The organism is Helicobacter sp. MIT 11-5569 (assembly GCF_000765695.2).
Lineage (GTDB): Bacteria > Campylobacterota > Campylobacteria > Campylobacterales > Helicobacteraceae > Helicobacter_D.
This window is the reverse complement of the sequence record NZ_JRPB02000004.1, coordinates 61132-73591: the sequence shown is the minus strand read 5'-3', so window position 1 is coordinate 73591 and position 12460 is coordinate 61132. Positions and strand designations below refer to the sequence as shown.

The window sequence follows — 12460 nt, the reverse complement described above, 5'->3', positions numbered from 1 at the left end:
TTATTTACCTCCTTTAAAGTCTTTTGCATTTTTTTGTAGATATTCAATAATTAACCAATGTTCTTTTTTATCAATCCCTGTTCTGCTCACCATTGAACGAAAAGTTGATGGCCATTGATTGACACCAAATTCTTGTTCTTTATGAAGTGCATGACAGATTCCACAATTTTGAGTAAAAGTTCTTTGGCTTTTGCAAACATTTCTTGATTATCCTTAGCAAAATCTCCTTTTTGCGTCCAAATTTCAAGATTTACCAAATCCCATTTTCCTTTTTGACCTACAACTTTTTTAGTAAATTTCAAAGGAGTATCCTTAGAAAAAGCTGCAACCATAATTCTTTGAGAATCATTAAAATAAATCACGGAAGGTGCTTGCGGATTAACATAACCACTAATGCGAACCAATACCCAATCTCCTTGCTCCTTAAGGATTTGAAATGGATTAGTTGGCAACAACCTCCCTACTGCTTTTGTATCTCCTTTTTCAAGATAGAGCGATAAGACTTCTTGAGCATAAAAATTCTCTTTGCAATACAAAAGAGAAACTGCCATTAAGCACAAAAGTATTATTTTCTTCATTGCTACCTCCAAATTTTTCATTTTAAAGAATTTTATCACTTTCCTTTATATCAATTCAAATATATCCTTATGGAATCTTTTTAAACGCAGTTTTTAAGTAAAGTTTGTTTATAATCCAAAATTGGCTTAAGGATTAAGCAAACAGCTCTTCTACATACTTTCTTAGCTGTCATTCACATTTTTTAGGAGTTTTTATGAAGTTGGCAATTTTGCCTATTTTGGCGGGAATTGCGCTTGGGATTGCCGCACCTTTTTTGGTGTATTTTGGGAATCCGGGCAATATGGGAATGTGTGCAGCGTGTTTCACGCGCGATATTGCAGGAGCATTGAACCTGCATCAAGCAGGGATTGTGCAATATATTCGCCCTGAAGTCATTGGTTTAGTTTTGGGCGCATTGCTTGCGTCTTTTTTGTTTAGAGAATTTCGCCCACGCGCAGGCTCTGCACCGATTGTGCGCTTTGGGCTTGGAGTCTTTGCAATGATTGGCGCACTTGTGTTTTTGGGTTGCCCTTGGAGAATGTGGCTACGCCTAAGTGCTGGGGATTGGACTGCTATTGCAGGAGTTTTTGGGCTTATTTTTGGAATCCTAATTGGAGTCTTTTTCCTAAAAAAGGGATTCTCACTCGGACGCAATCGCCCTGCAAGCAAAATCGTAGGACTTGTTTTTCCACTTTTTGCATTAGGACTTTTTGGGTTACTCATTTGGGGACTTATGGGAGAAAATACACCGATTAAATTTTCCACAAAAGGACCAGGTTCAATGCACGCACCATTAATCATTTCTTTAGTCGCAGGATTATTTTTAGGTGCGCTTTTTCAAAAAAGTCGCTTTTGTATGATTGCTGCTGTGCGTGATACGATTTTGATGAAAGATACACATATTTTACAAGGTGTAATTGCGCTTGTTATTGCCGCATTCTTTACAAATCTTGCACTAGGATTCTTTAATCCGGGCTTTACTGGACAACCTATTGCGCACAACGACACACTTTGGAATTTCTTAGGAATGGCACTTGCTGGAATCGCATTCACTCTTGCAGGAGGATGTCCCGGAAGACAAATTATCCTTAGTGGCGAGGGCGATGGAGATGCAGCTGTTTTTGTGCTAGGATTGCTTGTAGGGGCTGCATTTGCACATAACTTCGGACTTGCAAGCTCACCTGCGGGAATTGGAGCAAATGCGCCTGTGGCTGTGCTTGTGGGATTTATGTTTTGCTTACTTGTTGCGATTTTTGCTAGAGAGAAAAGGAGTTAAAAATGGTAGAACTTGATGTGCGTGGGCTTTCTTGCCCTGAACCTGTGCTAAATCTAAAACCTCTTTTAGATAAAGGCGAAAACGAAATTAAAGTGCTTTGCAGTTGTGGCGCGAGTAGCGATAATATCCGCCGACTTGCTACGACAAATGGCTATGTTGTAGAATCGCAAAAAGAGCAAGGTGAGGATTTGGAATTTATTTTGAAAAAATCCTAAAATCTTCTTAAATGCAGAATCTCGCAATCTAAATTTGTGGGATTCTGCACGATTTTAGTCGCGCAAGATTCTTAAAATTTTACGCACCACAAAAGGAATCCAAATGCAACTTTCAAATTCAAACAATTTGATTTATTTAGATAATGCTGCAACAACCTTTCCAAAAGCTCCGGGCGTTAAAGAAGCTGTCATAGAGTTTTTAGACAATATCGGTGCAAGCTCTGGGAGAAGCGGACATTCTCTCTCTATAGAATCTGGTAGAATCCTTTATCAAACGCGGCGACTTTTAGCGGATTTACTCGGTTTAAAAGACTGCAAACGCGTTTTATTTACGCTTAATGCCACAATGGCGATTAATACTTTATTGCAAGGTTTTTTGAAACCAAAAGATATTGTCGTTACTACGCAAATGGAACATAACGCAATCAAACGCCCACTTAATGCGCTAAAAGAATCTTTAAATTTAGAAGTGCGCGAGATTCCATGTAGTCCTACACACGAAGTAGATTTAAAAGCCGCAAAAGCAATGCTAAAGGGCGCAAATCTCCTTGTTTGTGCGCATATTAATAATGTTAGCGGGGCAATGATTCCTATTGAAGAACTTGCACAAATCGCCCATACAAATGGCGCAAAAGTTTTGCTAGATGGCGCACAAAGTGTGGGTTGTGTGCCTATGCAAAATATGATGCAACAAGTGGATTTTCTAGCCCTAAGTGCGCACAAAGGATTGCTATCTCCAATGGGAGTTGGTGCGCTTTTAGTTAGCGATTCCTTTGATATAGAGAGAATCCAACCACTTTATTTTGGTGGCACAGGAAGTGCAAGCGAAGCAGAGATACAGCCTAATTTCTTGCCCGATAGATTTGAAAGTGGCACATTAAATATGCACGGAATCGCTGGGCTTAAAGCGGGTTTGGAGTGGATTAATTCTAAAGGAATCGCAGAGATTCATAAATATGAATTGCTTTTAAGAGAACAGCTTATTAATGGGCTTTTGGGAGTGAAAAATATCAAAGTTTATCAGACGCAAGGAAGTAGCAGTGGAATCCTATCCCTTGCAATCTCAAACCATACATTATCAGAAGTGGGAATGCGCTTAGATAGAGAGTTTGGAATCTGTGTGCGTGTGGGTTTGCACTGCTCTCCATCAAGTCATAAAAGCTTAGGAAGCTTTGAAAATGGCGGAACAATCCGCTTAAGCCCCGGAATCTTTAACGCAGAAAAAGAGATTGAAGCAACAATTCAAGCATTGCGACAAATTGCGCTAAGTTAGGGGTGATGATGGAGAAACAATTAATAGAAGGCTATGTTTTGGTTTTTACGACTTCAAGTGCGTTTGAGAGTGAAAGCATTTTACAAAATCTTGGAATCACAATTAAGCTCGTGCCAACACCGCGAGAATTTTCAAGCGATTGTGGAATCGCAGTTTGGTTTATGTGTGAAAATGTAGAAAAGATTAAAAATGCTTTGGATTCCGAAAAAATAGAATATGAAATCCGATGCATATAAAGAAATTCTAACCACATTTTACACACAGGATAGCCTATTCCACACCTTCATATTTTGTATTGCCCAAGCGCATAAACCGCACACAAACTGGATTTCAAACTTAAAAATCAAGAAAAGCAAAAGAATTGCGTAAGATACAAATTATAAATTCTTAGACTCTGTTTATGCAATCACACCTTTATCCTTTGACATACAAACGCCTTGGCAGAGATTTAAAATGATGTAAAAATCTCATAAGACAACAAAGATATTCTTATAAATCTCCCAAAGTAGCTTCCAATGCCTCTTTATCTTTTGGTATTTCTAAGATTTGGCTTCTACCATTTTTAGTTTGCATAACTCCCAAAGAATCCGCAATCCTTAAGGCTTGGTCAATATTGTGTGAAACCATTACTAAAGTGTGCGTGCGTGAGAGCTCTACGAATAGTTCTTCAATGATTCTTTGAGAATGTAAATCCAGCGCACTTGTAGGCTCATCAAGTGTTAAGATTTTTGGCTCTAGGCTTAGAATCCTTGCAAGAAGCAATCTTTGTTGTTCGCCACCAGATAGGCGCAAAGCATTTTCTTTTAAGCGATTTTTCAAAGAATCCCAAAGCCCAACTTGTTGCAAAGATTCGCAAATTTTTTGCTCCATTGTGTGCTTGTCTAAATTTGTAAGCAAAGAAAGCGGCAAAGATAGATTCTTTTCAATGCTTAGATTAAAGGGTTGGGGTGCTTGGAAAAGCATGCCGATATTTTTGCGCAAAGTTTCTAATGGAATCTCTTTAATATGCGTCATTTTTGGCGTTTGTCCTTTAGGAGCGTAATGCACATAAATATCCCCCGCAACTTCCCCACCCATTTCTTCAACAAGCCGATTAAGACAACGCAAAAAGGTGCTTTTACCACAGCCAGAAGCCCCTAGAAGCGTGAAGATTCCATACTGCTTAATCTCTAAATTAATCTTAGAAAAAATCTGCTTTTCCCCAAAAGAAACGTCTAGATTTTCAATTTTTAGGCTTAAAGACATTAAAATTCCTTTTTGAGATTCTTTGCAAAACGATGCCTAAAAACAACAAGAATCCACACAAACAAAGCAAGACTAAGCTTGCCCCCATTGCATTTTGTAATTCTAATTGCGTTTGGTAGTTTTGGGAGTTATAATAAATATAAAACGAAAGCGATTCAAACTTGCCCAAAAGTCCATTTGGTAATCCGGCATTTGCAACTGCGCCAACAAACATCACAACAGCAGTATCTTCTGCTACACGCCCAAGCGCCAAAATCACACCACTTAGGATTCCATTGCGCGCTTGCGGAAGCAAGAAATGCCATAAAATCACACCCCTTTTTAAGCCTAGTGCGCAAGCATTTAGCATTAAATCTTGTGGCACAGACAAAAGGGATTCTTTGGTTGTGGCAATGAGTGTGGGCAAAACAAGCAATGCAAGACAGCTTGCAGCAAGTAAGAGGCAACTATTTGCTTGTGGGAAAAAGTGATTTTTAAGCCATAAAATACTTAAGAATCCAAATAAGCCCATAATCACTGATGGAATCCCAGCAAGAATATCTATCATCGTATTTAAAAGCCATTTTTGGCGCACAGAAGCATAAAAGCTAAGATAGATTCCGCAGCCAATACCGGGTGCAATAGCAAGCAATAAGCTTAAAATCACAAGCCACAAAGTCCCAACAAGTGCGGGGAAGATTCCATCAAATACCGCGACTTTGCCCAAAATTGCGGACAAGGGCGAAGCATTGCCAAAGAATAATTGTAAATCTAACACAGAGATTCCACGCCAAAGCACCCAAAGCAATAATGCCAAAACCGCCAAACCCACACAAGCCGAGCCTAAAATACTAAAACCATAAAGGAGTTTTGCAAGGTTGCGCTTCATCTATGGAATCCTAAAGCAATTTTGAATCTTTATGCAAGATTCCACGCGCAAGTAGAACCAAGATAGCATTAACGACAATCAGCAAGAATCCAGAAACAAAAAGCGCGTTATAAGCGTCCCCAATAGATTCATTCGCGGTAATTAATGCAATATGCGCACTCAAAACGCGCAAAGGGTCAAAAAGGGAAGTCGCCAAAATCGTTGCATTAGAAGAAAGCATTAACGCAATCATTGTATCACCAAGTGCGCGTCCAAGCCCAAGCAAAAATGCTCCTAAAATCACACTTTTTGCCTTTGGAATCACGACAAAAAGCAATGTTTCAAAATCGTGCATTCCAAGTGCTAATCCATTTAAATGTTGGCTAAGAAAGGGCTTTTTGAGTCCAGATTCTAGGAGCAAAATCATCGTAGGCAAAATCACAAGACTTAGCACACAGATGCAAGCAAGGAGATTCCGCCCACTTCCGCCAAAAGATTCTCGCAAGAGCGGAATCAGCAAAAATAGCGCACCAAAAGCATAAAGCACGGTGGGAATAGAACCCATAAAGCGCACAAGAAAGCTTAAATAGCCTTGCAAGATTTTGCTAATTTTGGATTTTGTGGGCAGAATCAAAAAGCACGCAATCCCCAATGCCAATGGAAACGCGACAAACAATGTGCTAAAACTTAAAGTGAGTGAATTAACAAGCATTGTCAAAACCCCAAATTCATTTGCTTTGGGATTCCAACTAAAATGCAAAGTTAGGCTAGGATTTGACGCAAGAGTTTGCAGTCCAAATCCCCCAATCACGATAAACAGTAGGCAAATGCCACTTAGTGCAATGAGTGTCGCTAAAGTCGCGACAAGTTTCATTTAGGTAGCGGAATATAGCCTGATTGTTCAATAAACTGCGCACCATCGTCAGAATAAATATAATCCACAAAAAGCTTTGTAAGCCCTTGTGGCTCGCCTTTTGTGTTCATATATAAAAGTCTGCTGATTTGGTAAGAGCCTTCTTTGGTTTTCTCTTGATTTGGCTCTACGCCCTCAAATGCGATTCCTTTAATGCTTGGGTCTAAATGCCCGATTCCAACATAGCCAATCGCATTTTTATCTTGTGCAATCGCAATTTTCATTGCTCCATTAGAGCTTACAACATTTGCAGATTGTGGAATCTCTGTGCCTTTATTTAAACCTTTGGATTCAAAAGTATCGCGTGTTCCGCTTCCATCTTCGCGGACATAAATGTTAATTGCGCCATCACCTCCACCAAGCTCACTCCAATTTTTGATTGCACCACTAAAGATTTGGGTTGCTTGTTCTTTGGTAAGATTAGAGAGGGGATTTTCTTTATGCACTGCAATTGCTACGCCATCAACTGCAAAAGGAAAAGAAACAAGATTGTATTTTTCAATTTCTTGTGGTTTAAGTGCGCGTCCAGTGTTGCCAATATCTGCCAAGCCCTCGCCAGCTTTTGTGATTCCAGCACCTGTGCCACCACCTGTAATTGTAATGGTGATGTTTGGATTAGATTCCATAATAGCTTGTGCTGCCTTTTTCATCACGGGAATATGTGCTGTGCCACCTGCAATATCAATTTTGCCTTGTTCTTTGGCAAAAACTGCCAAAGCACCACTTGCAGAGGAGTTAGATTTAGATTCCATAGAATCTTTAGAGTTAGACCCACACCCGACAAACGCGCCAAATGTGAGCAACAAAACTGAAGCTGATAAAAGTGTAGAAACTCTTAGCATTTGTTATTCCTTAATGTAAAATTTAAAAGCCAAATTGTAATTAAATTGCCTTTAAAATGTATTAAGCTTTAATGCACTAAGAAATTTTCTTTTTTGAATGATTTTCTATAATTTGCTTGATAAGCATTTTCGCAGTCTAAATGCTCATTACGATTTCTCTTTAGAAGCTTTTTATTGCATTCTTGAATTTTCACTTCTAGTTCCTTAGTGTTTTTTGGGTCAGAATAATATTCCACAGATTTTGGCTCACTAGAGCAAGCAGAAAATACACTCGCAATAACTACACCAAAAAAACCCAACTTAACCACATTTTTCCTTAAATTTTATCTTTAGCTTTCATTTGCAGATATGTATTGTCTCTTTTTTAAAAGCTAAAAAAGATTATACCCCCCCCCCCCCTTAAAATTACTTAAAATAAAATTAATTTCAGTTAAATTTTAGGCAAAAATAGAAATTAAAGATTTATATTTTTAGGATTAAATTTGCTAAAAGAAATTTAAGGATTTTTAAAAAATTGTAGATTAAAAAGTGGCTCCGGATGTAGGATTCGAACCTACGACCAAGCGGTTAACAGCCGCCTACTCTACCGCTGAGCTAATCCGGAATAAGTAAGCTCATTTAAAATGAAGTGTGATTATATACAATTAAGTATTCTATGTCAAGAAATTCTGCGGAAATTTTGGTAAATGTTTGGGATTTTTAAACTTTAAAATACTACAATTCCACTTTTATTCCACATTGAAGGTAATTTATGGGAAGAGCGTTTGAATATCGCAGGGCAAGCAAAGAAAAACGATGGGATAAAATGTCTAAACTTTTTCCAAAACTAGGTAAAGCAATTAGCATCGCCGTCAAAGAAGGTGGCAGCGGGGACCCGGATATGAATTCCAAGCTTAGAACTGCAATCCTTGCTGCAAAAGCGCAAAATATGCCAAAAGATAATATTGAAGCAGCTATTAAGCGAGCTTTAGGCAAAGACGGAATCCAAATTACAGAAGTTAATTACGAGATTAAAGCACCGCATGGAGCGTTATTTTTCGTAGAATGTGCCACAGACAATACGACAAGAACAGTTGCAAATCTAAAAAGCTATGTCAATAAACTTGGCGGACAAATGCTGACAAATAATTCTTTAGAATTTATGTTTTCACGCAAAGCACATTTTGAAATTAGCAAAGATGGAATCGCAGATTTAGAAGAATTAGAACTTAATCTCATTGATGTAGGATTAGATTCTATGGAAGTTGAAGAAGATATTATCCATATTTATGGAGATTACACAAGCTTTGGCACTTTAGCAAATGCACTAGAAGAAATAGCCGATGTCAAAAAAGCAGCTTTAGAGCGAATTGCTACAAATCCGGTTGAGTTTAGCGAAGAACAACTTGTGGATATTGAAAAATTGCTTGATAAAATTGAAGATGATGATGATGTGCAAGCAGTTTTTACAAATATTGCGTAACATTATCACGGAATCTTAAATGTTTTGCTATCTTTTAAGCAAATTTATCACACAATGTAAGCCTAAAATTCAAAACAAGGAATGATTATGTTAGAGAAATTGACAAAAGATTCTTATCAAAATGCAGTAAAAGAAGGTGTATGTATGGTGGCAGTTGGTGCGCCTTGGTGTCCTGATTGCCGCAAAATTGAGCCAATTATTGGAATGCTAATGCAAGAATATGGCACAAAAATGAAATTCTTTGCTGTAATGGCGGATGAGCAAGAAGCACTAAAAGAAGAACTCAATGTGCGCAGAATCCCAACGCTAATTTTCTACAAAAATGGCGCAGAAGTTGGCGAACGCCTAGTTGAACCAAACTCCAAACCTCTTATTGAAAACGCAATCAAAGCAGCATTAGAAGCTTAAGGCTTCTGTGCTTGCAAACTTCATTTAAAAATTTATTTTGTTATAGAGCGCAATTAAGACTAAATAGCGCGCACCTTTTCCAAGTGCTATAAAAACACAACTTTTGATGATAGAATAACGATACACCCCAAGCCCAAAGACAAACACATCTCCAACAATAGGCAAAAAACTAAAAAATGCGTAGATAAAGCCTCTTTTTTGGATTCCATCTTTATAACGATAGATTTTTGCGTGCATTTTCTCAAAATGCTTTAAACAATAAGTATCCCCCAAATATCCGATTCCATAAGTTGTTAATGCACCGAGTGTATTTCCAAGTGTAGCTACAATCCACACCAAAAACCAAGAATAATCTAAAACTAAAAACCCAACCACAAAGGCTTCAGAACCCAAAGGATAAAGGCTGCTTGCCAAAAAACAAACTAAAAATAACCCAAATAATCCTAAAGATTCCAAAAAATCCATAATGCCTAAATCAAGCTTACCATTGCTAAAAGGATTCCAAGTGGAGCAACAAAACGAATCACAAAATACCAGCTTTCAAAATAGATTCCCTTTAAATGCCCCTCACTCATCGCATATACGCGCTCTTTTGGTAAAATCCACCCCATATAAAGACACATAAACACACCTGCTAATGGAAGTAAAAATGAGCTTGTAATATATGCAAACCAATCAAAAAGATTTTTTCCAAAAAATGTTAAATCCTCTGCAAACATTGCTGTATTGCTAAGCAAAACAACTACACCCAAGAAATATGCGCAAAGCACACTTATTAAATTTGCGTTACGGCGCTTCATTGTGTGGCATTCGATTAAATAACTATTTAAAGGCTCTAACATAGAAACCGCTGAAGTAATCCCCGCAAAAATCAATGCTATAAAAAATAAAAACGCAATCACTTGCCCAGTTATTCCCATATTTGCAAAAATAAGCGACAAAGAAACAAATACTAGCCCAACACCTTCTGTTGGCTCTGCTCCATAACCAAAAATGAAAGTGAAAATCACAAGCCCAGCAATAAGACAGAAAAAGAAATTTAGCAATGCAACAACCACTGCAAAACGCACAAAATTTCCATGTTTTGGCATAGAGTTAGAATAGGTTAAAATTACTCCAACCCCTAAAGAAAGGGAGAAAAATGCTTGTCCAATAGCTTTTACCACGACCTCTGAAGTAATCTTGCTAAAATCAGGTTGGAACAAAAATCTAAAGGAATCCCAAAATGCCTCTTGCATCATTGAATACACCAAAAGCCCTAGAAAAATAAACAATAATAAAGGCATTAAAATCAAATTTAATTTCTCAATCCCAGCTTTTACGCCACGATTTAAAACATACGCACAGAGTGATACGACCACAAAATGCCATAGCATTTGCCAAAGAACCTGATTAGAAGCAAAGTCCCCCCACAAATCCTTTGTCCCCTCTAGTGTAGTTGGCATTCCAAAAAGACTTAAAAACATATAATGCACAAGCCATCCTAGCACCACTACATAAAAAGAAAAAATCAATACGCCAGAAATCATCATAAATCCGCCATATTTTAAGAATCCTAAATGCTTGGGTGCAAATGTTTCAAATGCACTAACTGCATTTTGCCCGCTTGCTCTTCCAAATAGCATTTCTACGATAAATACACTCACTCCAAAAAATAAAAATGCAAGCACAAAAATCAAAACAAAGGCAAAACCGCCATTTTGTCCAACCAAATAAGGAAAGCTCCAAATCCCTCCAAGTCCAATTGCACTTCCAGCAGTGGATAACACAAATCCTGCTTTAGAAAATCTTGTCATAATACCGCCTATTTTTCAAAGTAATTTAAGATTCTACCACATTTGAAAGCAAAAAATAACAAAAAATTTCAGCACCCTTTGCGAAAACACATTCTTGACAAAAAGCCTAACGCGCCTCACAATACAACACAGTTTCACCTCACATTTTTATTCCTTAATTTTTATCCTTTTTAACCTTACCATGTAGTCTTTTGTTTTCTACTTCTAGCTCTTTTACTCTTCCTAAAAGCTCATTAATAATGTTATTTTTCTCGACAATAATCCTATTTTCCAAGAATAGAACTTCTTTTAATAATCTAACTTCTTCAATGCGCTTTTGATTTGCAGAATTTAAATATTCTGCAATCTTATCAAAAGGACGATAATAAGGATTATAATTTGGCAACTCTTCAATGCAGCTCAAAAAGATATTAAAACAGATTCCAAAATAATAATCCATATTCATTCTAAATGGAGTGTGCATAAAACTCAATGATTCACTGCTATAACGATTCAACATTCCGCCAATTAAAATTTCAATATTAGGTTCATCTAAATGCCGCTTGATAATATCGAAAAAATATAACTTTTGAATAAACCAGCTAAGTGATACATAGAATTTTCTTGCTACAACTAAATCTCCCCCAAACGCTTCAACAAGCGGACGTAAAAAACCCGGTAAAAATATATTTTCAACGTCTTCAGAACAATATGTTTCTCCTCCGATTCTTATTCTATAATAAATTAATTCTTCTGCTAAGATATACATATTTTTACATTGTAGCAATAAGCACACACCAAAGAGATTATCCTCTCGCATTACCTGATTTAAAAAGCGTAATTTAGTGTTTTGTAAAAATTTAAAATCAATGAAAACTTGCCACATATAAATAATGCTAGCACAATTTCTTTCTTTTGCATCTTGCAACCAATCTTTTGTGCTTATTTTACGAGACGTGTGTAAAATATCTAAATTTTTTACATGTGCGGCAATCTCTTCTGCGCCTTTTTCAACAATCTTTTCAAAACCAAACCAAACAATATCCATTCCTTCTGCTTTTTGCACACACTTATCTATCAAATCTAACTTACAGCAATCATCAGAATCAAGGAAATAAATATAGTCAATCTCACTTGGTGTTAAAAGCTCTCTACTCAAAATTCCCTCTTGTTTTTTATAAATGACACCAATTTGATAGGGATTTTCATTGCTGATTCCATAAAAAACTAATCCATTTTCTACATTTGCTTCTTTAATTTCATAGACACCGCTAAAATAATCCATACCGATATTTCTTGCAATAGAAACACCTTCATTAAAAGGCTTTACAATCACAGTAATACGCGCATCTTTTCTAGCATATTCCAAAGAAACTTCTACACAAGGCTCATGATTTCCATCATGCACAAGAACAATCTCTAAATCTTTGTATTTTTGATGAATTACACTCTCTAAACACTCTTTATAAAAATCAACAGGAGTATTATAAACAGGAATTACGATTCCTACTTTTTTGTTTGTATTTTTTACCTTTTTGGCAGCTTGAGCTTTCGTGCTTTCACTTGTTTTTTTTGCTGGCTTTTGTGTTTGTGCTTTTGCTTGACTTTTTGCCTTTGCCATAACATTCCTTTTATAGTTTTCAGAA

At 37.0% G+C, this 12460-nt stretch carries 14 protein-coding genes, 1 tRNA gene and 1 pseudogene; 6 read left to right on the top strand and 10 right to left on the bottom strand.

All coding sequences use genetic code 11. The features are described 5' to 3' along the window. Positions 1 to 578: pseudogene (locus LS70_RS05050) on the bottom strand (cytochrome c3 family protein). Between the two features lie 194 nt (positions 579 to 772). On the opposite strand from LS70_RS05050, the gene yedE reads away from it, so the two are divergent. The 4 genes from yedE (at position 773) to LS70_RS05030 (ending at position 3558) form a co-directional block, all read left to right on the top strand. After that, positions 773 to 1834: a YedE family putative selenium transporter gene (yedE, locus tag LS70_RS05045; RefSeq protein WP_034291094.1), complete on the top strand. Its 1062-nt coding sequence runs from the start codon at positions 773 to 775 to the stop codon at positions 1832 to 1834. Positions 1835 to 1836: 2 nt separating this feature from the next. Further along, entirely contained in the window at positions 1837 to 2049 is a 213-nt protein-coding gene (locus LS70_RS05040) for a sulfurtransferase TusA family protein (RefSeq protein WP_034291092.1), read from the top strand. 103 nt (positions 2050 to 2152) lie between these two features. Continuing rightward, positions 2153 to 3322: an aminotransferase class V-fold PLP-dependent enzyme gene (locus tag LS70_RS05035; RefSeq protein WP_034291090.1), complete on the top strand. Its 1170-nt coding sequence runs from the start codon at positions 2153 to 2155 to the stop codon at positions 3320 to 3322. Positions 3323 to 3330: 8 nt separating this feature from the next. Then, the gene (locus tag LS70_RS05030) at positions 3331 to 3558 is read left to right on the top strand and encodes a DUF3343 domain-containing protein (RefSeq protein WP_034291088.1); all 228 of its coding nucleotides are present in this window, start codon (positions 3331 to 3333) and stop codon (positions 3556 to 3558) included. 253 nt (positions 3559 to 3811) lie between these two features. On the opposite strand, the gene LS70_RS05025 is transcribed toward LS70_RS05030, so the two are convergent. The 6 genes from LS70_RS05025 to LS70_RS05000 all read right to left on the bottom strand — a co-directional run bounded on the left by LS70_RS05025 (position 3812) and on the right by LS70_RS05000 (position 7773). Continuing rightward, positions 3812 to 4567 carry a phosphate ABC transporter ATP-binding protein gene (locus LS70_RS05025; RefSeq protein WP_034291086.1) on the bottom strand — a complete coding sequence of 252 codons (756 nt, stop codon included), beginning with the start codon at positions 4565 to 4567 and terminating at the stop codon, positions 3812 to 3814. After that, entirely contained in the window at positions 4545 to 5435 is an 891-nt protein-coding gene (locus LS70_RS05020; RefSeq protein ID WP_034291085.1) for a PstA family ABC transporter permease, read from the bottom strand. The genes LS70_RS05025 and LS70_RS05020 overlap by 23 nt, the downstream gene beginning before the upstream one ends. A gap of 10 nt (positions 5436 to 5445) precedes the next feature. Next, positions 5446 to 6288 (bottom strand): PstC family ABC transporter permease, encoded by an 843-nt coding sequence (locus LS70_RS05015; RefSeq protein WP_052083455.1) that lies wholly within the window; start codon positions 6286 to 6288, stop codon positions 5446 to 5448. Then, the gene (locus tag LS70_RS05010) at positions 6285 to 7169 is read right to left on the bottom strand and encodes a phosphate ABC transporter substrate-binding protein (RefSeq protein WP_201273966.1); all 885 of its coding nucleotides are present in this window, start codon (positions 7167 to 7169) and stop codon (positions 6285 to 6287) included. The genes LS70_RS05015 and LS70_RS05010 overlap by 4 nt, the downstream gene beginning before the upstream one ends. Before the next feature lie 68 nt (positions 7170 to 7237). After that, positions 7238 to 7477 carry an EexN family lipoprotein gene (locus tag LS70_RS05005; protein ID WP_034291084.1) on the bottom strand — a complete coding sequence of 80 codons (240 nt, stop codon included), beginning with the start codon at positions 7475 to 7477 and terminating at the stop codon, positions 7238 to 7240. A 221-nt stretch (positions 7478 to 7698) separates the two neighbouring features. Then, a tRNA-Asn gene (locus LS70_RS05000) sits at positions 7699 to 7773 on the bottom strand. A gap of 147 nt (positions 7774 to 7920) precedes the next feature. Here LS70_RS05000 and LS70_RS04995 point away from each other — a divergent pair. Both LS70_RS04995 and LS70_RS04990 read left to right on the top strand, forming a co-directional pair. Next, positions 7921 to 8631: a YebC/PmpR family DNA-binding transcriptional regulator gene (locus tag LS70_RS04995; RefSeq protein WP_034290095.1), complete on the top strand. Its 711-nt coding sequence runs from the start codon at positions 7921 to 7923 to the stop codon at positions 8629 to 8631. Between the two features lie 81 nt (positions 8632 to 8712). Further along, positions 8713 to 9039: a thioredoxin family protein gene (locus LS70_RS04990; protein ID WP_328591100.1), complete on the top strand. Its 327-nt coding sequence runs from the start codon at positions 8713 to 8715 to the stop codon at positions 9037 to 9039. Between the two features lie 24 nt (positions 9040 to 9063). Here the strand turns inward: LS70_RS04990 and LS70_RS04985 are convergent, their stop codons facing one another. The 3 genes from LS70_RS04985 to LS70_RS04975 form a co-directional block, all read right to left on the bottom strand. Further along, the gene (locus tag LS70_RS04985; RefSeq protein ID WP_442906999.1) at positions 9064 to 9507 is read right to left on the bottom strand and encodes a YqaA family protein; all 444 of its coding nucleotides are present in this window, start codon (positions 9505 to 9507) and stop codon (positions 9064 to 9066) included. A gap of 2 nt (positions 9508 to 9509) precedes the next feature. Continuing rightward, positions 9510 to 10835 (bottom strand): sodium-dependent transporter, encoded by a 1326-nt coding sequence (locus LS70_RS04980; protein WP_034290102.1) that lies wholly within the window; start codon positions 10833 to 10835, stop codon positions 9510 to 9512. Positions 10836 to 10989: 154 nt separating this feature from the next. Next, positions 10990 to 12435 (bottom strand): glycosyltransferase family 2 protein, encoded by a 1446-nt coding sequence (locus tag LS70_RS04975; RefSeq protein ID WP_034290104.1) that lies wholly within the window; start codon positions 12433 to 12435, stop codon positions 10990 to 10992. Positions 12436 to 12460 lie beyond the last annotated feature (25 nt).